We start from the raw sequence: 19116 nt of genomic DNA on the forward strand, positions 1-19116 counted from the left end.
AAGACGATGGACGTATTGCCACTGCTGTTGCTGGTCGCGGGGAGCGCCGCGGTCGCCGGGCTCGCCCGTCGCACCCCGGTGCCGGCGCCGCTGTTGCTCGTCGCGGCGGGCCTGGTCATCTCGTACGTCCCTGGAGTGCCCGGATACGAACTCGACCCGGAGATCGTGCTCCCGCTGGTGCTGCCCCCGCTGCTGTACACGGCGGCCACCGACAGCTCGTACCTCGATCTTCGGGCGCATCTGCGGCCCATCGCGCTGCTGTCGGTGGGGTACGTGCTCTTCGCGACGCTGGCCGTCGGCTGGGCCACCTATCTGCTCGTGCCGAGCCTGCCGCTGCCCGCGGCGCTGGTCTTCGGAGCGGTGGTGGCGCCGCCGGACGCGGTGGCGGCCACGGCGGTGGCGCGCCGGGTGGGGCTGCCCTCGCGGATCACCACGATCCTTCAGGGCGAGTCCCTGGTGAACGACGCGACCGCGATCACCGCCTACAAGGTGGCCCTCGCCGCCGCGGTCGGCGAGGGCGCGACCTGGGCGGGCGGTATCCGTGAGTTCCTGCTCGCGGCGGTCGGGGGTGTCGTCGTCGGTCTCGTCCTGATGGTTCCGATCCACTGGTTGCGCACGCACCTGAAGGAGGCGCTTCTCCAGAACACCCTCTCCTTGTTGATCCCCTTCGTCGCGTACGGGATCGCCGAGAAGGTGCACGCCTCCGGAGTGCTCGCGGTGGTCGTCGTCGCGCTCTACCTCGGGCACCGTGCCTGGGAGGTGGACTTCGCGACCCGGCTCCAGGAGGAGGCGGTGTGGACGATGGTCGCGTTCGTCCTGGAGTCGGCGGTGTTCGCCCTGATCGGACTGCAACTGCCGGTCGTCCTCAAGGGCCTCGGCCAGTTCCAGGGAGCCCAGGCCGCCTGGTATGCGGTGGCCGTCTTCCTCGTCGTGGTCGCCGCCCGGTTCCTGTGGGTCTATCCCGCCACCTTCCTGCCCCGGATCCTGTCGGCGCGCGTCCGGGAGCGCGAGGGGGCCCCCACCTGGAAGGGCCCGTTCGTCATCGGCTGGGCCGGAATGCGAGGGGTGGTCTCGCTCGCCATCGCCTTCTCCATCCCGCTCACCGTGCACGGGGGTGCCTCCTTCCCCGATCGCAACCTGCTCCTCTTCCTCACCTTCACCACCGTGATCGGGACCCTGGTCGTCCAGGGGCTGACCCTGCCCCCTCTCATCCGCCTGCTGAAGCTGCCGGGGCGCGACGTCCAGGCCGAGACGCTCGCCGAGGCGAACGCCCAGGCGCAGGCGTCCCGGGTCGCCGAGGAGCGCCTCGACGAACTCCTCACCGACGAGCGCAACGCCCTGCCCCCGCCGCTCGCCGACCGGCTCCGCTCGGTCCTGGAACGCCGCCGCAACGCCGTCTGGGAACGGCTCGGCGCCGTCAACCCGGTGACCGGGGAGACCGCCGACGACACCTACCGCCGCCTGTCCCGCGAGATGATCAGCGCCGAACGCGAGATATTCGTGAAACTCCGCGACCACCGCTACATCGACGACGAGATGCTCCGCACGCTCCTGCGCAGACTCGACCTGGAGGAGGCGGCGGCCTACCGGGAAGCGGCGTGAGGCGTCGGACGAGGGCTCAGAACGGTGCCCCCGTGATCACCGCCGCCACCGTCGTCCCCCGCGCGAACGCCCCCTCCTCCACCAGGGTGACAAGTCCGTAGAGCATCTTGGCGACATAGAGACGCTCCACGGGCAGGCCGTGGCGCTGTTCGAAGTCCGCGGCGAAGGTGTCGAGTTCGGGCGTGGAGCGGGCGTAGCCGCCGAAGTGGAAGCGGTCGTCGAGTGACCAGGTGCCGCGCCGGCCGCCGAAGGCGGCTTCCTGGAGGGCGCTTATATCGCTCCCCAGGAAGCCGCCCTTGAGGACGGGGATCCCCAGGGCCCGCTGGTCGGGGGCGAGGCCGGCGGCCAGGCCGGCGAGGGTGCCACCGGTGCCGCAGGCCAGGGCGGCCACGTCGACACCGCCATGGCCCCTCAGCTCCGCGCCGAGTTCCCGGCAGCCGCGTACGGCAAGAGTGTTGCTGCCGCCCTCCGGGACGACGTACGCGTCCTCGGCGTCCACCGAGCGCAGCAGGGCGGCCAGCGTCTCCGGTTCACTTTTGCGGCGATACGTCGATCTGTCGACGAAGTGCAGTCGCATGCCGTCGGCCGCGCAGCGGGTCAGTGAGAGGTTGAGGGGGCGGTCGGCCAGCTCCTGGCCGCGGACCACCCCCACGGTCGTCAGCCCGAGGAGGCGGCCCGCGGCGGCGGTGGCGCGCAGATGGTTGGAGTACGCGCCGCCGAACGTGACCACCGTGCGGCCCGCCGCCGCGCGGAGGTTCGGGGCGAGCTTGCGCCACTTGTTGCCGATCAGCTCCGGGTGGATCAGATCGTCCCGCTTGAGCAGCAGCCGCACGCCATGGCGCGTGAAGCGCTCGTCCGTGACCTGACACAGCGGCGAGGGCAGCCTCGGCCGCAGAACGGTCGGGTCGAGCGCTTCGGGGACGTCCGGAGCGGCCGGGGTGGTCGGGCCGTCCGGGGTTGCGGGGCTGGGCACCCCACCATTGTCGGACACCTGTCCGGTATGCGGGCGGCCACCCCGTGCCCGTCCGTCACTTGAGGCGGTCGCGGACGCGCTCTCTCATCGAGGCCATCGTGAAGCCGCGCGGGTCGACCTTGCCCGGCTGCCACTCCAGGTGGCCGATGACCGAACGCTCCGTCCAGCCGTGGTGGCGGCAGATCGCGGCCGCGACCTTCTCGATGGCCTCCAGCTGCGCCTCGGGCCACGGATCCTTTCCGTCGCCGAGGTTCTCGCACTCGAAGCCGTAGAAGTGGCGGTTGCCGTCGGTGTTCGCCTCGTTGTCCGGCGGGAGCGCCTTCTCCGCGATCACGGCGCGCAGCACGTCGTCGTCACCCAGACCCGCGTGGTTGGCCCGGCCGTAGCCCACGAGGTGCAGGACACCGTCCTTGGTGATGACGCCGTGGCACAGCGGACCGGGCAGGTCCGGGCGGCCCGCACGGCAGATCCCGACGGTGTGCTCGCTGCCCGAGGTCACCGAGTGGTGGATCATCACGCCGTGCACCGGACCCCAGGGCCCCTTGTGATTGCGGTTGTGATGCTCCCAGTCGCCGACCTCGACGACGGTGACGCCTTCCTCCTTGAGCTGGTTCTGGAAACCGCCCGCGGACATGGGTGGGGCCATGACCGCCTCCTTCGCACTGCGCGGCGGCCACCGGTCGCGGCCGTCTCGTACCGCAGCTTGTACCCGGAACCCAGGGCTCCGGCCCAGCCGTTCGTACGGTGTGCGAGTCGATCCGGTCAGGGGCGTGGGCGCATCTGACCAGCGCGTTCACGGAGCGTTCGCGGTGCGTCCGCGAGGCCCGTCAGGAGTGCAGGAACGCGTCCCCGTTCGCAGCGATGTGGCTCTCCAACGCCTGCAGGGCCTGCTGGGTCGCCGCGGGGGAGCCGCTGCCGCGCCGCTCCGCGTAGTACGCCGCGCCCAGTTTCTTCAGGAGGTCGGCGCCCGCGCGCTGTGCCTGCACCTCGTCGAGCTTCTGCTTGCCCTGCGTGAGCCCTCGCTGCGCCTGTTCCTTGGCGCGGTCCAGGAAGCCTGCCATTGCCGTCTCCTGTCGTCGTCCGTCACCGCGTCAAACGGTTGGCCTGATCTCGGAGTTCCCGCTCGCAACGGCTCCGCACTGTTCGAAGGCGGGGACTCCGGCTGTTCGAGGGCGACGGCTCCGGCTGTTCGATCGATCGACAAAAGCGGACCCTCTGCCCAATCCCCCGTGATCCATTCCCGCTCATTCGTGTAATAGCACCGGCACGCTCCGTGATGGAAGGCTGGTCGGCGCAGATCAGCGCATGACCGGGAGGGCAATTTTCATGTCGGTAGGCGAAGAGGTCCGTGCGGGTCAGGGCAAGCCGCAGCAGAGTCTCGGCACATCCGCCGCGCGGAACCTGGCCACCACGACCAAGTCCGCACCCCAGATGCAGGAGATCAGCTCACGGTGGCTGCTGCGCATGCTTCCGTGGGTGAACGTGCAGGGTGGCACGTACCGCGTGAACCGGCGGCTCAGCTACTCCGTGGGCGACGGCCGCGTGACGTTCGTGAAGACCGGTGACCGTGTGCAGGTCATCCCCGCGGAGCTCGGCGAGCTGTCCGTGCTCCGCTCGTTCGAGGATCAGGAGGTGCTCGGCGAGCTCGCCCAGCGGTGCCAGCAGCGGGAGTTCGTACCGGGCGAAGTGCTCGCCTCGTTCGGCAGCCCGTCCGACGAGGTGTTCCTGCTCGCGCACGGCAAGGTGGAGAAGATCGGCACCGGCCCGTACGGCGACGACGCGGTCCTCGGCGTCCTCGCCGACGGCGCGTACTTCGGCGAGCAGGCGCTCATCGACCCGGACGCCATCTGGGAGTACACGGCCCGCGCCGTCACCGCGGTCACCGTGCTCGCGCTGCCCCGTCAGGACCTCGAGCAGGTCGCCGAGCGCTCCGACTCCCTGCGCGAGCACCTCACGTCGCTGCGCGCGATTCCGGAGCAGCGCACCAACAAGTACGGCGAGAAGGAGATCGACCTCGCGGCCGGCCACACCGGGGAGCAGGACATCCCCGGCACCTTCGTGGACTACGAGGCCGCGCCGCGCGAGTACGAACTGAGCATCGCCCAGACCGTGCTGCGCCTGCACACGCGTGTGGCCGATCTCTACAACCAGCCGATGAACCAGACGGAGCAGCAGCTCCGCCTCACCGTCGAGGCGCTGAAGGAGCGCCAGGAGCACGAGCTCATCAACAACCGGGAGTTCGGACTGCTCAACAACTGCGAATACGACCAGCGGCTCCAGCCGCACGACGGCGTGCCCAGCCCCGACGACCTGGACGAGCTGCTCAGCCGCCGGCGTGGCACCAAGCTGTTCCTCGCCCACCCGCGCGCGATCTCCGCGTTCGGCCGCGAGTGCAACAAACGCGGACTGGTCCCCGAGAGCATCGAGATCGCGGGCAACCGCGTCCCGACCTGGCGCGGTGTGCCGCTGTTCCCGTGCAACAAGATCCCCGTCAGCGACACCCGTACGACCTCGATCATCGCCATGCGTACCGGCGAGGCCGAACAGGGTGTCATCGGCCTCCAGCAGGCGGGCATCCCGGACGAGATCGAGCCGAGCCTGTCGGTGCGCTTCATGGGCATCAACGAACAGGCGATCATCTCCTACCTGGTGACGGCGTACTACTCGGCGGCGGTTCTCGTGCCGGACGCCCTCGGCATCCTGGAGAACGTCGAGATCGGCCGCTGGCGGTGACCTTCCCGACGCCGGCCGTCGTGTTCCCGCCCGATCAGGCGGGAACACCGGGGACGAGGCGGAGTCCGGCCGAGACCCTGGACAGGCGGGGCCCCATCGGCAAGCCCAAGGAGGGCAGGCCGTTGGGCGGCGGTTGCGCGGACGGGACGGGCGGCGGTTGCGCGGACGGGAGGCCCATGGATCGGCAGGTCGCGCCCGGCCAGCTGGACGGACAGGAGGCGGCGGGCATCCTGGAGTACGCCCGGGCGTCCGTCGACCCCGAGCTGCGCAGGGCCATCGACTCGCTGCCGGGATCCATGCGCCGGATCGCGCTCTACCACTTCGGCTGGGAGCACGCGGACGGCACCCCGGCGGCGGGCAACGCGGGCAAGGCGATCCGCCCGGCTCTGGTGCTCACCGCCACGGGAGCGCTCGGCGGTCAGCACGCGGCCGCCGTACAGGCGGCGGCCGCCGTGGAGTTGATCCACAACTTCACGCTGTTGCACGACGACGTCATGGACCGGGACACCACCCGCAGACACCGCCCCACCGCGTGGACCGTGTTCGGCGACGCCGACGCGATCCTCGCCGGGGACGCCATGCAGGCGCTCGCCCAGCGGCTGCTGGCCGAGGACTCGCACCCGGCGTCCCAGGCCGCCGCCGCCCGGCTCGCGTCCTGCGTCGTCGAGCTGTGCGAGGGGCAGCACGCGGACACGGCCATGGAGAAGCGCGGACCCGCCGAGGTCACCCTCGACGAAGTGCTCGCCATGGCCGAGGCCAAGACCGGCGCGCTGCTCGGCTGCGCGTGTGCGCTCGGCGGGCTGTACGCGGGGGCGGACGAGGAGGACGTCGACGCGCTGGACGCGTTCGGCCGGGAGGCCGGGCTCGCCTTCCAGCTGATCGACGACGTGATCGGGATCTGGGGGGACCCGAGCCGCACCGGCAAGCCGGCCGGGGCGGACCTCATCGCCCGCAAGAAGTCCCTGCCCGTGGTCGCCGCGCTCGCCTCCGGCACCCCGGCGGCGACGGAACTCGCCGAGCTGTACGGAGTTCCCTACGAGGAAGGGGAGCTGGAGCGCACGGTGCTGGCCGTCGAGCGGGCGGGCGGCCGTGACTGGGCGCAGCTCCAGGCGGCCGACCGGATGTCCCGGGCGATGCACGAGCTGTCCCGGGCGATCCCCGACCCGGAGGCGGCGGGCGGCCTCCTCGCGCTCGCGGAGTTCGTGACACGGCGCAGCAACTGACCCGTTCGACCTTTCAGATGGCGTTCGACCCTTCAGAAGGGCGGTTGAAGACCCCGGGGCCTCCGGGACCGTACGGCACCTGACCTCCGTACGGCACCGGGCCCCGGCCGGGGCGGGTCCCGCGCATCCCCACGGTGCGCGGGGCCCGCCCCTCTCGGACCGAGCGGGTCCGACAGGCCCTAGGCTGCAACAGCCGTACGATCAGCGGCGGTTGAGGCGAGAGGGTGGGACATGGGTGTGGTGATCCGGACGGCGGACGAGGGCGATCGGGAGCTGGTCACCAGGCTGCTCGACGAGGCGTTCCAGGACGACCCGGTGAGTGTCTGGGTCTTTCCGGACGCGGCGCATCGCCGCGCCAAGCACCCGGGGCTGATGGGGATGTTCACCGAGGTCGTGCTCGCCGAGGGCCGCGTCGACGTCACGGAGGACGGCACGGCGTGCGCGCTGTGGCTGTCCGTGCCCGCCGACGCCGGCCATGCCGACGACGAGGACGACGGTCCGGTACGGCTGCGTGAGGCCGTCGACCCGGACAACGAGCGGGTCGAGCTGATAGGCCGCCTGACGGCCGGGATCCACCCCGCGGGCCGCGCCCACGAGTACCTGTGGATGATCGGCGTGGCGCCGGGCCGCCAGGGCGAGGGCCTCGGCACCGCGCTGGTCCGGTCGGTCCTCGACCGCTGCGACCGCGAGGGCCTGCCCGCCTATCTGGAGGCGAGCAACGCCGACAGCCGCCGGCTCTACGAGCGTCTCGGCTTCGACCTCACGGGGCGCCCTCTCGACCTGCCGGACGGTCCGCGGATGTGGCCGATGTGGCGCGAGCCGCAGCCCGGGCGGGGAGCCTGATCGGGCACGTCGGAGGACAGCGGGTTCGGCATCTGTCTGTGCGGTTGTGTACGGCTCGCGGGGGCGCTGCTCGACGAGGTGCGCGCGTTCGAGAACGGCGTCTTCGCGCGGACGTACAGCAGGAAGCGCTGAAGCGTCTCCCGCCCTACCCTGAATGCATGGGCACCGATGAGCATGTCTGCCCCGCCTGCCGGCAGCCGGTCACCACCACCGTCGTGCGGCGCCACAAGACGCTGGGCGCGTTCGTTCCCGTATGGGGTCCCGGCCCCTGCCACAACCCGGAGTGCGAGACGTACGTCGGCGAGCCCGGCGCCGGGGCCGGAGCCGAACCCGGCAGGGGCACCGGGGAGCCCCGGGAGCATCCCGGGGAGTCCGTCGCGGAAAAATGAGGAAGCCGAGGGAGCCGACTCATGAAGTACCTGGTGATGGTGCAGGGCACGCAGGCGGACTACGAGGGCATGCGGGGCAAGGGCTCCGCGCACGCCCCGGCCTGGAGCGAGCAGGAGCTGCAGGCGATGTACGCGTACATGGGCGCGATCAACGACGACCTCTCGAAGTCCGGCGAACTCGTCGACGGGCAGGGGCTGGCCGAGCCGGCACAGACCCGCCTGGTCACGGCCGGGCAGGACGGGAAGGCCGTCGTCACCGACGGGCCGTACAGCGAGACCAAGGAGCTGATCGCCGGCTACTGGGTACTGGAGTGCGAGAGCCTGGAGCGGGTCACCGAGATCGCCGAGCGCGTCACCCGCTGCCCCGGCCCCGAGGGCGCCACGAACTACCCGGTGGTCATCCGCCCCCTCCTGGACGGCGCCGGAGACATCTGAGCGGGATACGCCCACGGGAACGTAGCGTGGCGGCATGTCCGAACTCCTGTTGCACCTCACCGAGCGCTCCCTGTGGGACGCGGCGCGCGCGTCCGGCGCGTACGAGATGTCCACCCGTGGCCGCACCCTCCAGGAGGAGGGCTTCATCCACTGCTCGCTGCGGCACCAGGTCCCCGGGGTCGCCTCCTTCCTGTACGGCGGGTACGACGGCCCCGACGAGCTGGTGCTCCTGGTCATCGATCCCGAACGGCTGGACGTGCCGGTGCGCTACGAGGCGGTCAAGCCCGGGGGCGAGGAGTTCCCGCACATCTACGGGCCGATTCCGGTGGCGGCCGTGGTGGACGTGGAGGTGTGGGAGTCCGCGTAAGGCTGTCCGCGTAAGGCTGTCCGGCTCGGGTCGTCCGCCTCGGGTCGTTCTTCGGATCAGGCCGGGGCCGGGAGGCTGCCCGTCGCGGGGTCCCGGCCGGTCAGGCAGTAGGTGCCGCCGACCGGGTCCCGCATGACGGCCCAGCGGGCACCGTGGCCGACGAGCACGGCTCCGAGCCGCTCGTGGTGGGCGCGTACCGCCTTGATGTCCGAGCAGGCGAGGTCGAGGTGGGCGGCGGCGGGGCGGGCGGTGTCGAGGCGTTGCAGGAGGATGCGGAAGGGGAGCCCGGCGGGCGGCCTGAGCAGGTGGAACTCCGGGAGCGCGCCGGGGTGCGACTCCCATCCGGTCAGGGCGCTCCAGAAGGCGACTTCGGCCTCGAAGCGGGTGGGCGCCACGTCCAGGCACACCTGGTCGAGGCGGCTGGTGGCGCCGGTGGGGCCCGGAACGACCGGAGGCCGCGCCGACTCGCCGTGCCAGCGGACCGCGCAGAACGGCTGACCACCGGGGGAGCGCAGGACGACCAGGTCCTCTTCGGCGGTGACGATCTCGGCGCCGAGCTGCCGGGCCGACTCCGCCAGCGCCGGTACGTCCTCGACGGCGAGGTCGAGATGGGCGCCGCCGTCGCCCGCGTCGACGCCCTGCGCTTTGACGCAGGCATCGGTACCGTCGGGGAGCAGGGTCACGAACTCGCCCTGCTCACCGCGCGGTTCGGACAGCTTCGTCGCCGTGACCGAGGTCCAGAAGCCGCAGGCGCGAGCGAAGCCCTTCATGGGCCGGTCGACGAAGGCGTAGGTCCATCGAATGGGGTCAGCCATGGGTCGTTTCCCGCTCCCTCTCAGACGCCGTGTGCGGCTCGTACCGTCTCCTGTCCGATCAGCCCGCGCAACGATGTTTTCACCCGCGAGACGAAGGCGTCCCGCGCGTCGGGGGAGAGCACGTCCAGGGACAGATAAGGGTTCAGGTCCTCCAGCTCCACGAGGAGCAGCTCGCCGTCGGGGGCCCGGCAGGCGTCGACGCGCTGGATGCCGTACGCGATGTCGTTCCAGTCGACGAACCGCTGCGCGAACTCCCGGTCCCGCTCGGTCGGCTCGTACGGTTCCAGGGCCCAGCGCTCGTCCGGGCGGGGGGCGTACAGGGCGTACTGGAAGGTGTGGTCGACGAAGTAGAAGGACACCTCGTAGCGGAAGTCGATGCGTGGCTGGACGAGGATGTTGTCGTACGACAGTTCGCGCAGCCGGTCGCGCGGTACGAACTCCAGGCCGATGGAATCCGCTCCCAGCTTGGGCTTCACGACGTAGGTGTCGACGTCCGGAAGCCGGTCGAGGTCGTCCGCGCGGTCGATGGTCGGGATGACCGGGAACCCCGCCGCGGTGAGGTCCAGCAGGTACCCCTTCCCCGCCATGTCCCCCTTGCCGGACAGCTGGTTGTACACGCGGACACCTTCCGCGACCGCCTGCTTCCGGAACGCGTCGTAGTGCGCCTGGTAGTGCAGCACGGGCCCGCTGTTCCGCACGACCACGGCGTCGAAGCCGGTCATCAGCGCGGCCGCGTCCAGGGGGTGGCACACGGCGAGGTCGAACTCCTCGCGCAGCCGGGAGGTGAGGAAGATGTCCTCGTCGCAGTACCGCCGCCCCTTGGCCGGGTAGGCCAGGTCACTGACGTAGAGGACGCGGGGGCGCGCGGACGGCATTGACGACTCCTCGGACTACGGGACTTCAGACGTTCCGTTCCATGGGCGACCCGCTCCCACCGAACACACGGACGTAGTCTCCCTCCCGCCGGCCGATGCGGGGGTGGCGGGGGTCAGGCATCGGGGCGTTCGGTGAAGCGGAGGAGGTTGCCCGCCGGGTCGCGGAAGGCGCAGTCGCGGACGCCGTACGGCTGGTCCATCGGCTCCTGGAGGACGTCGGCGCCGGAGGCGCGCACGCGTTCGTAGAGGGCGTCGCAGTCGGCGGTGGAGAAGATGACACCGCGCAGGACGCCCTTGGCGAGGAGCTCGGCCATGGCCTGTTTGTCGGCGGGGGAGATGTCCGGGCTCGCGGCGGGGGGCTCCAGGACGATCTGGACGTCCGGCTGGAGCGGGGAGCCGACCGTCACCCAGCGCATCCCCTCGAAGGCGACGTCACCCCGGACCTCCAGGCCGAGGACGTCCCGATAGAAGGCGAGCGCTTTGTCATGGTCGTCCACGGCGATGAAGCACTGTGAGAGTTTCAGGTCCATGGCCCCACGCTAGGACCTGTCCGGCCGATCACGCCGGAGACGCGGGGTGTGGCAACTTTTCTCCACCGTGGTCGGCCGGACAGGCCCTAGAGGCGTGTACCCGGTTCCGCTTCCGGGTTGCGGTGGCGGGTCGGGCGGGTCAGGCGCTGGGCCACGCACGGCGGGATCGGGGCGCCGTGGTCGTGCGGCCGGGCCCGGTACGCGCTCGGGGTCTCGCCGACCAGCTCCGTGAAGCGGGAGCTGAACGAACCCAGCGACGTACAACCCACGGCGAGGCAGACCTCCGTCACCGTCAGGTCGCCCCGCCGCAACAGGGCCTTGGCCCGCTCTATTCGGCGGGTCATGAGATAGCTGTACGGCGTCTCCCCGTACGCCGCCCGGAAGCTCCGCTGGAAGTGCCCGGGTGACATCAGCGCGGTGCGCGCGAGCGCGGCGACGTCCAGCGGCTCCGCGTACTCGCGGTCCATCCGGTCGCGTGCCCGGCGCAGCCGGACCAGATCCTCCAGAGTCATTTCCTCAGGATGACACGCGCCACTGACAGAGGCCGGTGGGTCAAGGCCGTGGACGGGACGCGGCCGCCGGGCCGGGGGCGACGAACAGGCCGGCGAGAGGCTGGAGACGCTCGGCGTCGGGTACGCGTCCCAGTCCAGGTTCAGCTCCCCGACCGGCGGGTGACGGACGCGCATCCGGCCGCGCGTGGTCTCCGCCATGTCATGACGCGCCCACAGGCCCGCGAACTCGTCACCGCGGACGGCGAGTTCACCGACCAGCTCGACGCCACGCGGATGCCCGGGCTCGGCCGCGACCTGCACACCATCGGCGGGGCGGCCGAGTACGTCGCCGTCCCCGCGGACCGGCTCGCACCCGGAGAGAAGGCCCTGGTCCGCGGCGCAAAGAAGACCGCACCCGGACCGTCATGGACGCCGTGTTCGGCGTCCCGCGGGCCGGGTGCGGGCAGAGGGACCGTGCGACCGGAGAAACCGAACAGGTCGCGGGTCGAGCCGTATGACCAAAGGTCAGGCCTTCTTGGTCTCCCAGAAGATCTTGTCGATCTGGGCGATGTAGTCCAGCGCCTTCTGGCCCGTGGCCGGGTCCGTGGACGCCTTGGCGGCCGAGAGGGCCTTCAGGGTGTCGTTGACCAGCTGGTGCAGCTCCGGGTACTTCTCGAAGTGCGGGGGCTTGAAGTAGTCGCTCCAGAGCACCGACACGTGGTGCTTGGCGAGCTCGGCGCGCTGCTCCTTGATGACCGTGGCGCGAGCCTGGAAGTGCGGGTCGTCGTTGCCGGCCATCTTTTCCTGGACGGCCTTCACCGACTCCGCCTCGATGCGGGCCTGGGCCGGGTCGTACACGCCGCAGGGCAGGTCGCAGTGCGCGCTGACCTTGACCTTGGGGGCAAACAGGCGGGAGAGCATTGAGCTGTCCTTCCTCGTGATCGTCTTCTCAGGTGGGACATTACTCCGTAGGAGACGTCTTTTCTCGAGTGCCCCCATGGGCTTAGGACAAAAGTCCAGGGTGAGACTGGGACTGGTGGAGGATGGACCGGGGAGGTGCCGGTGATGCCGGAGCTGTCGCAGGAGACCGAGCGTGGGAGGGCCGTGCTGCCGTTCGGGGCGGCCGAGGTGACGGGGCCCTCCATGGTGCCCACGCTCCAGCACGGAGATCGGCTCGTCGTGCAGTACGGGGCCCGGGTCAGGCCCGGTGACGTGGTCGTTCTGCGCCATCCGTTCCAGCAGGACCTGCTGGTCGTGAAGCGGATCGCGGAGCGGCGCGAGGGGGGTTGGTGGGTGCTCGGGGACAACGCCTACGCGGGTGGGGACAGCACCGACTACGGGACCGTGCCCGAGGACCTCGTCCTCGGGAAGGTGCGTTTCCGCTACCGGCCCCACCTGCCGGGTCAGCGCTCGCCGTTCGCAGTCGTCCGCTGGGCGCTCGGCGCCGCCAGGCCGGTGCTTTCCGACCGGTCGGCCTCCAGGCGTTTGCGGGCCCGGTAGGCGGCCACGTTGGCGCGGGTCGCGCAGCGGTCCGAGCAGTAGCGCCGGGAGCGGTTCGTCGACGTGTCCAGGTACGCGTTGCGGCAGGGGGCCGCCTCACAGAGGCCGAGGCGGTCCACGCCGTACTCGGTGAGGTGGAAGGCGAGTCCCATGGCGGCGATCGCGGCGTAGCCCGCGGTCGCGTTCGACGGGTGGTCCGCCAGGTGCATGTGCCACAGCGGGCGCCCGTCGTCGTCCCGGTGGTCGTGCCCGGAGATCTGCGGGCTGACGGGGAACTCCAGGAGAAGTGAGTTCAGCAGGTCCACGGACAGGGTCTCGTCGCCGCCGTCGGCCGCCTCGAAGACGGCGCGCAGCCGGGCGCGGACCGACCGGAAGCGGGTGACGTCCGCGTCCGTGGCGCGGCGGGCCGCGGAGGAGTTCCCTCCGAAGAGGTCCCGGACCGCTTCGACCGAGGTGAGCGAGTCCTTGCCCCGGGTCGGCTCCTCGGTGTTGACGAGGCGTACCGCGTAATCCGAGTAATAGGCCAGTTCCACTTGTAGTCCTTACGGAGGCGCTCTATCGTCGTGCGTGCGGTCAGGTAACGGCTGATTGCGCTTCCAGGGTATTACGCGGGCGAGTGAAGACGAACGGAGAAGGGGCATCCATGACCGTCGGCACCGGAATCGACAACGACGAGATCCAGGGCAACGGCACCGACTGGCACGCCTGGCAGGAGAGCTGGGACCGGCAACAGGAGTGGTACATGCCGGACCGTGAGGAGCGCTTCCGGGTGATGCTCGACATGGTCGAGGCCCTGGTCGGCCCGGAGCCGCGCGTCCTCGACCTGGCCTGCGGTACCGGCACCATCACGGCCCGGCTCCTCGACCGCTTCCCGAAGGCCACCAGCACCGGCGTCGACCTCGACCCGGCGCTGCTCACCATCGCCGAGGGCACCTTCGGGGGCGACGAGAGGGTCTCCTTCGTCACGGCCGACCTCAAGGACCCGCACTGGGCGACCCGGCTGCCCCACGACTCGTACGACGCCGTCCTGACCGCCACCGCCCTCCACTGGCTGCACAGCGAACCCCTCGCGGTCCTCTACGGCCAGGTCGCGGGGCTCGTCCGCGACGGCGGCGTCTTCATGAACGTCGACCACATGATCGACGAGTCCACGCCCCGGATCAACGAGGCCGAGCGCGCCCAGCGGCACGCCCGGATGGACCAGGCCAGGGCGAACGGGGTGCTCGACTGGGCCGCGTGGTGGGAGCTGGCGGCCCAGGACCCCGTCCTCGCCGCGCCGACCGCCCGCCGCTTCGAGATCTACGGGGAACACGCCGACGGCGACATGCCGTCCGCCGACTGGCACACGCGTGTGCTGCGCGAAAAGGGCTTCGGGGAGGCGCGGGCGGTGTGGCGGTCGCCGTCCGACGCGCTGGTGCTGGCAGTGAAGTAAGCAGGCCGCGGGGGTCCGGACGAAGATTCCGTGGCGCGGACCGAACGGGGAAGGGGCGGTACGGGAGTCCCGTACCGCCCCTTCACTCTTGTCCGTGGCTCAGAGCACCTTGGACAGGAACGACTGCGTCCGCTCGTGCTGCGGGTTCGTCAGTACGTCACGTGGGTGGCCGGACTCGACCACCACACCGCCGTCCATGAAGACCAGCGAGTCGCCCACCTCGCGGGCGAAGCCCATCTCGTGGGTGACGACGACCATCGTCATACCCGACTCGGCGAGGTCGCGCATGACGTCGAGGACGTCACCGACCAGCTCCGGGTCGAGCGCCGAGGTCGGCTCGTCGAAGAGCATCAGCTTCGGGTCCATCGCCAGCGCACGGGCGATGGCGACACGCTGCTGCTGGCCGCCGGAGAGCTGCGAGGGGTAGTTCTTCGCCTTGTCGGCCAGGCCCACGCGCTCCAGCAGCTGGCCCGCGCGCTCCCGTGCCTGGGCCCTGCTGATGCCCCTGACCTGGACCGGCGCCTCCATGACGTTCTCCAGAGCCGTCATGTGCGGGAACAGGTTGAAGCGCTGGAAGACCATGCCGATGTCCCGGCGCTTCAGCGCGACCTCGCTGTCCTTGAGCTCGTACAGCTTGTCGCCCTTCTGGCGGTAGCCGACCAGCTCCCCGTCGACGTACAGCCGGCCGGCGTTGATCTTCTCCAGGTGGTTGATGCACCTCAGGAAGGTCGACTTGCCGGATCCGGAGGGGCCGATGAGGCAGAACACCTCGCCGGACTTCACCTCCAGGTCGATGCCCTTGAGGACCTCGACGGGGCCGAAGGACTTGTGGACGCCCTCGGACTTGACCATCGTCGTGGCGGACTCCGCCTTGGTCACGTTGGCGCTCATGCATTGCCTCCCCTCGGACGACCCAGCGACAGCATGTTGGCCTTGATCTTCTGGAACGGCGTGGCCGGGAGCGTGCGGCTGGAGCCGCGGGCGTAGTACCGCTCCAGGTAGTACTGGCCGACGCTGAACACCGAGGTCAGCAGCAGGTACCAGGCGGCCGCGAGGAACAGCATCTCGGCCGGGGCTCCGGAGGTCTGGCCGATGTCCTGGGCCACGCGGAACAGCTCGGAGTACTGAATCACGGCGACCAGCGAGGTCGTCTTCAGCATGTTGATGACCTCGTTGCCCGTGGGGGGCACGATCACACGCATCGCCTGCGGGATGACGATCCGGCGCAGGGTCTTGCTGTGGCTCATGCCCAGGGCGTGCGAGGCCTCGGTCTGGCCCTCGTCGACCGAGAGGAGACCGGCCCGGCAGATCTCGGCCATGTACGCGGCCTCGTTCAGGCCCAGACCCAGCAGCGCCGTCAACAGCGGCGTCATGAAGCTGGACCAGTAGTCCTTGTAGATCGGACCGAGGTTGATGTACGTGAAGACCAGGCCCAGGTTGAACCAGACCACCAGCTGCACCAGGACGGGCGTGCCGCGGAAGAACCAGATGTAGAACCAGGCGATGGACGAGGTCACCGGGTTCTTCGACAGCCGCATGACGGCGAGGAGCACGCCGCCGACGACGCCGATCAGCATCGAGAGGACCGTCAGCAGCAGCGTCTTGAGGACGCCGTTGATGATGCGGTCGTCGAAGAAGTAGTCGGGGATCGCTCCCCAGTTGATCTTGCCCTGGGAGAACGCGTAGATCACGGAGACCAGGAGCGCGATCGCGATGACCGCGGAGACGTACCGCCCGTAGTGCCGGACCGGGATCGCCTTGATGGCTTCCGGTCCGGCCGGGGGAGTGTCCTCCGGGCCCGCCGTCTTGTCTATGTCAACAGTCACGGGTGTTGTTGCCTTTCAGTGCCCGCTCGGTTCCGCGGTCACTTGCCGCCGTTGACCGTGGCCGTCTTGACGGAACCGGCCTCGACGCCCCACTTTGCGATGATCTTGTCGTACTCGCCGTTCTTGATGACGGCGTCCAGTGCGGCCTGCAGGGCGTCCCGCAGCTGGGTGTTGGACTTGGCGACCGCGATGCCGTACGGCGCCGCCTCGACCTGCTCGCCGACCAGCTCGAAGTCCTTGCCGCCGCCCGAGGTCTTCACCGCGTACGCGGCGACCGGGAAGTCGGAGGAGCCGGCGTCGGCGCCACCGCCGCGCAGCCGGGTCTGGGCCTGCTGGTCGTTGTCGTACGACTCGATGGCGATCTTCTTGCCGCCGGTGCACTTCTTGGACTCGGCCTTGGCCATGTCCTCCGACACCGTGGCGCGCTGCACCACGATCTTCTTGCCGCACAGGTCGGACCAGGTCTTGATGTTCTGGGTCTTGCCCTTGGGCGTGTAGATCGAGACACCCGCGGTGAAGTAGTCGACGAAGTCGACGCCCTCGCCGACCTTCTTGCCCGTGTCGGCGTCGATGCCCTCCTGGCGGTCCTTGGTGTCCGTCATGGCGGACATCGCGATGTCGTACCGCTTGGAGCGCAGACCCGTGATGAGGGTGTCGAAGGTGCCGTTCTGGAAGTCGAACTTCACTCCGAGCTGCTTGCCCATCGCGTCCGCCAGGTCGGGGTCGATACCCACGGTCTTGCCGGAGCTGTCCTTGAATTCGACGGGCGCGTACGCGATGTCCGAGCCGACCTTGATGACACCCGCGTCACGGATCGACGCGGGCAGCTTGGAGGCCAGCGGAGCTGAGGCGGCGCTCGAGGAGGAGCTGTTGGAGTCCTTCTTGGTCTGGTCACCGCAGCCGGTGAGGATCAGGGCCCCGGCGACCGCGATCGCACCGACCGCTGCTATACGGGACTGCGCGGCGGTCGTACGACGGGTGGAGCTTGCGGTCATGGTGGGTTCCTCCGGCGGATGAGGGAGTTGCCGATGGGTCGACGAGAACACACACCTTCGGGTGTCGCGACCTCGTGTGATGACGGCATCTTGCCATTCGGACTGCGCGCTTCAGGGGACTCGCTATGTCAAAATCGGATAACGGGTGACCCCCGAACCGCCACGGACGACTCCATGGGGGCCGGACCTTGTGCGGGAATCCCTCCTTCCGGCCGGAAGATCTTCGGCGCATCTCACGATGCGGGCCGCCACTACTCCGCACTTGTAGTGTCTTGGGGTCATGTCTTGGACTTGTCCACATATCCAGGTATGAGTCATGTCACCGGCGTGTGAGCTTCGCGGTATGGACTCGTCGCCGACCTGGTCCGTCCGGTAAGAAGGTTCTCTACACCCCTCATCCGGGGCTCAGGGCGCGTGTGCGGCGCGCCCGTCGCGTATCCGCCCGTACGCACCACCACGGCGGCAGGGTTACGCGGTGCCCGCCCACCCCTCAACCAGGAGTGGTCACCCTCAAATCAATGAAGACTTAAGGGGTAAAACAAAGTGGCAGCGGAGATCGTCAATCCTCGCAGCGACAGCAATACGGGTCTTGAAGGCGACGTGGAGCCGGTCAATTCCGCCGGCTCCGTCGACACCGTCGGTTCCGACGGTTCCGTCGACTCCCTCGACTTCGACCCTGCCTTTGCGCTGCACCGTGGCGGCAAGATGGCCGTGCAGGCCACCGTGCCCGTCCGTGACAAGGACGACCTGTCCCTGGCGTACACGCCCGGCGTGGCGAAGGTGTGCAGCGCCATCGCCGAGCAGCCCGAGCTCGTCCACGACTACACGTGGAAGTCGTCCGTCGTCGCTGTGGTGACGGACGGTACGGCGGTGCTGGGACTCGGTGACATCGGCCCGGAGGCCTCCCTTCCCGTGATGGAGGGCAAGGCCATCCTGTTCAAGCAGTTCGGCGGGGTGGATGCCGTGCCGATCGCGCTGGACTGCACGGGCGTCGACGAGATCGTGGAGACCGTGGTCCGGCTCGCTCCCTCGTTCGGGGGCGTCAACCTGGAGGACATCTCGGCGCCGCGGTGCTTCGAGATCGAGCGCAAGCTCCAGGAGCGGCTGGACATTCCCGTCTTCCACGACGACCAGCACGGAACCGCGATCGTGACCCTGGCGGCGCTGCGGAATGCCGCGAAGCTGACCGGGCGGACGCTGGGTGATCTGCGTGCGGTGATCTCGGGGGCGGGGGCGGCCGGGGTCGCCATCGCCAAGTTCCTGCTGGAGGCGGGGATCGGTGACGTCGCGGTCGCGGACCGCAAGGGCATCGTCTCCGCGGACCGGGACGACCTGACCGACGTCAAGCGGGAGCTTGCCGGGATCACCAACAAGGCGGGGCTCACGGGGACGCTGGAGTCGGCGCTCGCGGGCGCGGACGTCTTCATCGGCGTGTCCGGCGGTACGGTGCCGGAGCCGGCGGTGGCGTCGATGGCCGAGGGGGCCTTCGTCTTCGCCATGGCCAACCCGAACCCCGAGGTGCACCCCGAGATCGCCCACAAGTACGCGGCCGTGGTCGCCACCGGGCGGTCGGACTTCCCGAACCAGATCAACAACGTGCTGGCGTTTCCCGGGATCTTCGCGGGGGCGTTGCAGGTGCGGGCGTCCCGGATCACCGAAGGTATGAAGATCGCGGCGGCGGAGGCGTTGGCTGCGGTCGTCGGGGACGACCTTGCCGCGGACTACGTGATCCCGTCGCCGTTCGACGAGCGGGTGGCTCCTGCGGTGACCGCGGCGGTGGCCGCGGCTGCTCGGGCCGAGGGCGTTGCCCGCCGCTGACGCGGCCGTGTGATTCCAGGGCCTCGCCGGGTGCTCCCGGCGGGGCCCTGCTCTCTGTCCCGGACTGGTCCGTACGGGTACGGACTTGGTTCTTCCGTACGGGTACGGGCTTGGTTCCGGAGTGGGGCGGAGTCCCGGGCTGGAGGGCGGCGGTCGTTTCCGCTTGCGGTCGGAGCGGACCGGTGTGACGTGGAGCGTGAGGGTGGCGGGACGTGTGTCACAGGGGGACGTGGTTCCGCCGGGCGGGGGCGGAGCCTATCGTCAAGGTC

At 69.9% G+C, this 19116-nt stretch carries 22 protein-coding genes and 1 pseudogene; 10 read left to right on the top strand and 13 right to left on the bottom strand.

The window, feature by feature from the left end; translation table 11 throughout:
• The first annotated feature begins 6 nt into the window (after positions 1–6).
• Entirely contained in the window at positions 7–1602 is a 1596-nt protein-coding gene (locus tag AQJ27_RS16780) for a Na+/H+ antiporter (protein WP_067369327.1), read from the top strand.
• A 16-nt stretch (positions 1603–1618) separates the two neighbouring features.
• Here the strand turns inward: AQJ27_RS16780 and AQJ27_RS16785 are convergent, their stop codons facing one another.
• The 3 genes from AQJ27_RS16785 to AQJ27_RS16795 all read right to left on the bottom strand — a co-directional run bounded on the left by AQJ27_RS16785 (position 1619) and on the right by AQJ27_RS16795 (position 3636).
• Complete coding sequence (locus AQJ27_RS16785) at positions 1619–2575, bottom strand: 1-aminocyclopropane-1-carboxylate deaminase/D-cysteine desulfhydrase (RefSeq protein ID WP_067368722.1); 957 nt, start codon at positions 2573–2575, stop codon at positions 1619–1621.
• A 55-nt stretch (positions 2576–2630) separates the two neighbouring features.
• Positions 2631–3221, bottom strand: coding sequence for an N-acetylmuramoyl-L-alanine amidase (locus tag AQJ27_RS16790; RefSeq protein WP_067368726.1), 591 nt, complete (start codon positions 3219–3221; stop codon positions 2631–2633).
• A 181-nt stretch (positions 3222–3402) separates the two neighbouring features.
• Entirely contained in the window at positions 3403–3636 is a 234-nt protein-coding gene (locus AQJ27_RS16795) for a hypothetical protein (RefSeq protein WP_067368728.1), read from the bottom strand.
• 265 nt (positions 3637–3901) lie between these two features.
• On the opposite strand from AQJ27_RS16795, the gene AQJ27_RS16800 reads away from it, so the two are divergent.
• From AQJ27_RS16800 to AQJ27_RS16825, 6 genes are all read left to right on the top strand, one after another.
• Complete coding sequence (locus AQJ27_RS16800) at positions 3902–5308, top strand: family 2B encapsulin nanocompartment shell protein (RefSeq protein ID WP_067368731.1); 1407 nt, start codon at positions 3902–3904, stop codon at positions 5306–5308.
• Positions 5309–5484: 176 nt separating this feature from the next.
• Positions 5485–6531 carry a family 2 encapsulin nanocompartment cargo protein polyprenyl transferase gene (locus AQJ27_RS16805; protein WP_079065027.1) on the top strand — a complete coding sequence of 349 codons (1047 nt, stop codon included), beginning with the start codon at positions 5485–5487 and terminating at the stop codon, positions 6529–6531.
• Positions 6532–6762: 231 nt separating this feature from the next.
• Positions 6763–7374, top strand: a complete 612-nt coding sequence (locus AQJ27_RS16810; protein WP_067368734.1) for a GNAT family N-acetyltransferase — start codon at positions 6763–6765, stop codon at positions 7372–7374.
• A 158-nt stretch (positions 7375–7532) separates the two neighbouring features.
• On the top strand, positions 7533–7763 hold the full coding sequence (locus AQJ27_RS16815; RefSeq protein WP_067368738.1) for a hypothetical protein: 231 nt from the start codon (positions 7533–7535) through the stop codon (positions 7761–7763).
• A 21-nt stretch (positions 7764–7784) separates the two neighbouring features.
• On the top strand, positions 7785–8198 hold the full coding sequence (locus AQJ27_RS16820) for a YciI family protein (protein WP_067368745.1): 414 nt from the start codon (positions 7785–7787) through the stop codon (positions 8196–8198).
• A gap of 34 nt (positions 8199–8232) precedes the next feature.
• Positions 8233–8565, top strand: coding sequence for a DUF952 domain-containing protein (locus tag AQJ27_RS16825; RefSeq protein WP_067368748.1), 333 nt, complete (start codon positions 8233–8235; stop codon positions 8563–8565).
• Between the two features lie 56 nt (positions 8566–8621).
• Here AQJ27_RS16825 and AQJ27_RS16830 read toward each other — a convergent pair whose 3' ends face one another.
• The 6 genes and pseudogenes from AQJ27_RS16830 to sodN form a co-directional block, all read right to left on the bottom strand.
• Entirely contained in the window at positions 8622–9380 is a 759-nt protein-coding gene (locus AQJ27_RS16830; RefSeq protein ID WP_067368751.1) for a VOC family protein, read from the bottom strand.
• Between the two features lie 20 nt (positions 9381–9400).
• Positions 9401–10255, bottom strand: a complete 855-nt coding sequence (locus AQJ27_RS16835; protein ID WP_067368754.1) for an ATP-grasp domain-containing protein — start codon at positions 10253–10255, stop codon at positions 9401–9403.
• A gap of 113 nt (positions 10256–10368) precedes the next feature.
• The gene (locus tag AQJ27_RS16840) at positions 10369–10785 is read right to left on the bottom strand and encodes a VOC family protein (RefSeq protein ID WP_060898644.1); all 417 of its coding nucleotides are present in this window, start codon (positions 10783–10785) and stop codon (positions 10369–10371) included.
• A gap of 86 nt (positions 10786–10871) precedes the next feature.
• The gene (locus AQJ27_RS58665) at positions 10872–11297 is read right to left on the bottom strand and encodes a helix-turn-helix transcriptional regulator (protein WP_054228117.1); all 426 of its coding nucleotides are present in this window, start codon (positions 11295–11297) and stop codon (positions 10872–10874) included.
• A gap of 120 nt (positions 11298–11417) precedes the next feature.
• Positions 11418–11597: pseudogene (locus AQJ27_RS60810) on the bottom strand (MmyB family transcriptional regulator); the annotation flags it as partial.
• A 204-nt stretch (positions 11598–11801) separates the two neighbouring features.
• Positions 11802–12197, bottom strand: a complete 396-nt coding sequence (gene sodN / locus AQJ27_RS16850; protein ID WP_004983535.1) for a superoxide dismutase, Ni — start codon at positions 12195–12197, stop codon at positions 11802–11804.
• 144 nt (positions 12198–12341) lie between these two features.
• Between sodN and sodX the strand changes: the two genes are divergently transcribed.
• The gene (sodX, locus tag AQJ27_RS16855; RefSeq protein WP_079065049.1) at positions 12342–12776 is read left to right on the top strand and encodes a nickel-type superoxide dismutase maturation protease; all 435 of its coding nucleotides are present in this window, start codon (positions 12342–12344) and stop codon (positions 12774–12776) included.
• On the opposite strand, the gene AQJ27_RS16860 is transcribed toward sodX, so the two are convergent.
• Positions 12680–13309 carry a CGNR zinc finger domain-containing protein gene (locus tag AQJ27_RS16860; protein WP_067368762.1) on the bottom strand — a complete coding sequence of 210 codons (630 nt, stop codon included), beginning with the start codon at positions 13307–13309 and terminating at the stop codon, positions 12680–12682. The two genes, sodX and AQJ27_RS16860, sit on opposite strands and share 97 nt — an antisense overlap.
• A 110-nt stretch (positions 13310–13419) precedes the next feature.
• Between AQJ27_RS16860 and AQJ27_RS16865 the strand changes: the two genes are divergently transcribed.
• Positions 13420–14208, top strand: coding sequence for a class I SAM-dependent methyltransferase (locus AQJ27_RS16865; RefSeq protein WP_067368767.1), 789 nt, complete (start codon positions 13420–13422; stop codon positions 14206–14208).
• 99 nt (positions 14209–14307) lie between these two features.
• On the opposite strand, the gene AQJ27_RS16870 is transcribed toward AQJ27_RS16865, so the two are convergent.
• From AQJ27_RS16870 to AQJ27_RS16880, 3 genes are read right to left on the bottom strand one after another with little or no spacing between them, the layout of a single operon-like run.
• Complete coding sequence (locus tag AQJ27_RS16870) at positions 14308–15099, bottom strand: amino acid ABC transporter ATP-binding protein (protein ID WP_096239850.1); 792 nt, start codon at positions 15097–15099, stop codon at positions 14308–14310.
• Positions 15096–16034, bottom strand: coding sequence for an amino acid ABC transporter permease (locus tag AQJ27_RS16875; protein ID WP_067368770.1), 939 nt, complete (start codon positions 16032–16034; stop codon positions 15096–15098). The genes AQJ27_RS16870 and AQJ27_RS16875 overlap by 4 nt, the downstream gene beginning before the upstream one ends.
• A 38-nt stretch (positions 16035–16072) precedes the next feature.
• Positions 16073–17029, bottom strand: coding sequence for an ABC transporter substrate-binding protein (locus AQJ27_RS16880; RefSeq protein ID WP_067368775.1), 957 nt, complete (start codon positions 17027–17029; stop codon positions 16073–16075).
• Between the two features lie 543 nt (positions 17030–17572).
• Here AQJ27_RS16880 and AQJ27_RS16885 point away from each other — a divergent pair.
• The gene (locus AQJ27_RS16885; protein ID WP_067368778.1) at positions 17573–18847 is read left to right on the top strand and encodes an NAD(P)-dependent malic enzyme; all 1275 of its coding nucleotides are present in this window, start codon (positions 17573–17575) and stop codon (positions 18845–18847) included.
• Positions 18848–19116 lie beyond the last annotated feature (269 nt).

It is taken from the genome of Streptomyces olivochromogenes, assembly GCF_001514115.1.
Lineage (GTDB): Bacteria > Actinomycetota > Actinomycetes > Streptomycetales > Streptomycetaceae > Streptomyces > Streptomyces olivochromogenes.

Bases quoted from the DNA above. Each gene is read 5' to 3' on its own strand.
- AQJ27_RS16780 (WP_067369327.1), top strand. From the start codon at position 7: ATGGACGTATTGCCACTGCTGTTGCTGGTCGCGGGGAGCGCCGCGGTC.
- AQJ27_RS16790 (WP_067368726.1), bottom strand. From the start codon at position 3,221: ATGGCCCCACCCATGTCCGCGGGCGGTTTCCAGAACCAGCTCAAGGAG.
- AQJ27_RS16795 (WP_067368728.1), bottom strand. From the start codon at position 3,636: ATGGCAGGCTTCCTGGACCGCGCCAAGGAACAGGCGCAGCGAGGGCTC.
- AQJ27_RS16800 (WP_067368731.1), top strand. From the start codon at position 3,902: ATGTCGGTAGGCGAAGAGGTCCGTGCGGGTCAGGGCAAGCCGCAGCAG.
- AQJ27_RS16805 (WP_079065027.1), top strand. From the start codon at position 5,485: ATGGATCGGCAGGTCGCGCCCGGCCAGCTGGACGGACAGGAGGCGGCG.
- AQJ27_RS16810 (WP_067368734.1), top strand. From the start codon at position 6,763: ATGGGTGTGGTGATCCGGACGGCGGACGAGGGCGATCGGGAGCTGGTC.
- AQJ27_RS16815 (WP_067368738.1), top strand. From the start codon at position 7,533: ATGGGCACCGATGAGCATGTCTGCCCCGCCTGCCGGCAGCCGGTCACC.
- AQJ27_RS16820 (WP_067368745.1), top strand. From the start codon at position 7,785: ATGAAGTACCTGGTGATGGTGCAGGGCACGCAGGCGGACTACGAGGGC.
- AQJ27_RS16825 (WP_067368748.1), top strand. From the start codon at position 8,233: ATGTCCGAACTCCTGTTGCACCTCACCGAGCGCTCCCTGTGGGACGCG.
- AQJ27_RS16830 (WP_067368751.1), bottom strand. From the start codon at position 9,380: ATGGCTGACCCCATTCGATGGACCTACGCCTTCGTCGACCGGCCCATG.
- AQJ27_RS16835 (WP_067368754.1), bottom strand. From the start codon at position 10,255: ATGCCGTCCGCGCGCCCCCGCGTCCTCTACGTCAGTGACCTGGCCTAC.
- AQJ27_RS16840 (WP_060898644.1), bottom strand. From the start codon at position 10,785: ATGGACCTGAAACTCTCACAGTGCTTCATCGCCGTGGACGACCATGAC.
- AQJ27_RS58665 (WP_054228117.1), bottom strand. From the start codon at position 11,297: ATGACTCTGGAGGATCTGGTCCGGCTGCGCCGGGCACGCGACCGGATG.
- sodN (WP_004983535.1), bottom strand. From the start codon at position 12,197: ATGCTCTCCCGCCTGTTTGCCCCCAAGGTCAAGGTCAGCGCGCACTGC.
- sodX (WP_079065049.1), top strand. From the start codon at position 12,342: ATGCCGGAGCTGTCGCAGGAGACCGAGCGTGGGAGGGCCGTGCTGCCG.
- AQJ27_RS16865 (WP_067368767.1), top strand. From the start codon at position 13,420: ATGACCGTCGGCACCGGAATCGACAACGACGAGATCCAGGGCAACGGC.
- AQJ27_RS16870 (WP_096239850.1), bottom strand. From the start codon at position 15,099: ATGAGCGCCAACGTGACCAAGGCGGAGTCCGCCACGACGATGGTCAAG.
- AQJ27_RS16880 (WP_067368775.1), bottom strand. From the start codon at position 17,029: ATGACCGCAAGCTCCACCCGTCGTACGACCGCCGCGCAGTCCCGTATA.